The sequence below is a fragment of the Kribbella sp. NPDC058245 genome (assembly GCF_042882005.1).
Lineage (GTDB): Bacteria > Actinomycetota > Actinomycetes > Propionibacteriales > Kribbellaceae > Kribbella.
The window spans coordinates 3,125-5,061 of the sequence record NZ_JBHVWY010000035.1 but is presented as its reverse complement, the minus strand read 5'-3'; the positions used below and the strand labels follow the sequence as shown (position 1 = coordinate 5,061).

Sequence of the window (1,937 nt, the reverse complement as noted above, 5' to 3'; positions counted from 1 at the left end):
AACCGGGGGTCCTGTTCATATTCTGTGAACCGTACAGTGAACGCGAACATCGTTACATAGCGCAGTCTAGGATTGCCGCTCACCACAAGGGTGAGTAAGTGACAAGCCCTCGGCCTATTAGTACCAGTCAGCTACACACTTTACAGTGCTTCCACTTCTGGCCTATCAACCCAGTGGTCTACTGGGGGCCTTACCCGGTTAACCCGGTGGGAGACCTCATCTTGAAGCGTGCTTCCCGCTTAGATGCTTTCAGCGGTTATCACTCCCGAACGTAGCCAACCAGCCGTGCTCCTGGCGGAACAACTGGCACACCAGAGGTTCGTCCACCCCGGTCCTCTCGTACTAGGGGCAGCCCTTCTCAAGTCTCCTGCGCGCGCAGCGGATAGGGACCGAACTGTCTCACGACGTTCTAAACCCAGCTCGCGTGCCGCTTTAATGGGCGAACAGCCCAACCCTTGGGACCTACTCCAGCCCCAGGATGCGACGAGCCGACATCGAGGTGCCAAACCATCCCGTCGATATGGACTCTTGGGGAAGATCAGCCTGTTATCCCCGGGGTACCTTTTATCCGTTGAGCGACGGTGCTCCCACATGCCACCGCCGGATCACTAGTTCCGACTTTCGTCCCTGCTCGACATGTCTGTCTCACAGTCAAGCTCCCTTGTGCACTTACACTCGACACCTGATTGCCAACCAGGCTGAGGGAACCTTTGAGCGCCTCCGTTACCTTTTAGGAGGCGACCGCCCCAGTCAAACTACCCACCAGGCACTGTCCCTGATCCGGATAACGGACCAAAGTTAGACAGCCAGAACAACCAGAGTGGTATTTCAACGATGACTCCACCCGAACTGGCGTCCGAGTTTCACAGTCTCCCACCTATCCTACACAAGTTGTACCGACCACCAATACCAAGTTGTAGTAAAGGTCCCGGGGTCTTTCCGTCCTGCTGCGCGTAACGAGCATCTTTACTCGTAATGCAATTTCGCCGAGTCCACGGTTGAGACAGCGCCCAAGTCGTTACGCCATTCGTGCAGGTCGGAACTTACCCGACAAGGAATTTCGCTACCTTAGGATGGTTATAGTTACCACCGCCGTTTACTGGCGCTTAAGTTCAAAGCTTCGCCGGCCTAAGCCAGCTAACCTGTCCCCTTAACGTTCCAGCACCGGGCAGGCGTCAGTCCGTATACATCGAATTACTTCTTCGCACGGACCTGTGTTTTTAGTAAACAGTCGCTTGGGCCTGGTCTCTGCGGCCATCAACGCTTCCACCCGAGAAGGATGTAACGTATCCGGCCCCCCTTCTCCCGAAGTTACGGGGGCATTTTGCCGAGTTCCTTAACCATGGTTCACTCGATCGCCTTGGTATTCTCTACCTGATCACCTGTGTCGGTTTGGGGTACGGGCGGCTCTAACACTCACTACGAAGTTTTTCTCGGCAGCATGGGATCATCCACTTCCCCTAAACGGGTCCGCCTCGGCTCTCAGGCTTATATGAGACACGGATTTGCCTATGCCTCGCCCTACCACCTTGCCCGCGGATCAGCTTACGCCTACCATCGCCGCGGTTGGACTACCCTCCTGCGTCACTCCTCAGTGCACCTAATACCAACTCGGGTCGTCAGCTCCACCACTCAACCCGAAGGTCTCACGGCTTTGATGACTTAGCATTATCGGGTTCGGTCTTGTCGTGTTAATGCCGGTACGGGAATATCAACCCGTTGTCCATCGACTACGCCTGTCGGCCTCGCCTTAGGTCCCGACTTACCCAGGGCAGATTAGCTTGACCCTGGAACCCTTGATCATCCGGCGGACGGGTTTCTCACCCGTCATTCGCTACTCATGCCTGCATTCTCACTCGTGCAGCATCCACAACTCCATCACTAGGCTGCTTCACACGCTGCACGACGCTCCCCTACCCATCCACACACCTGGACGT

General features: G+C 55.8%; 1 rRNA gene (cut by a window edge). It reads right to left on the bottom strand.

Features of this window, described 5'->3' with window-relative positions:
- Nucleotides 1-97: 97 nt before the first annotated feature.
- A 23S ribosomal RNA gene (locus ACFVWG_RS41430) occupies nucleotides 98-1,937 on the bottom strand; it runs 1,361 nt beyond the window's last position.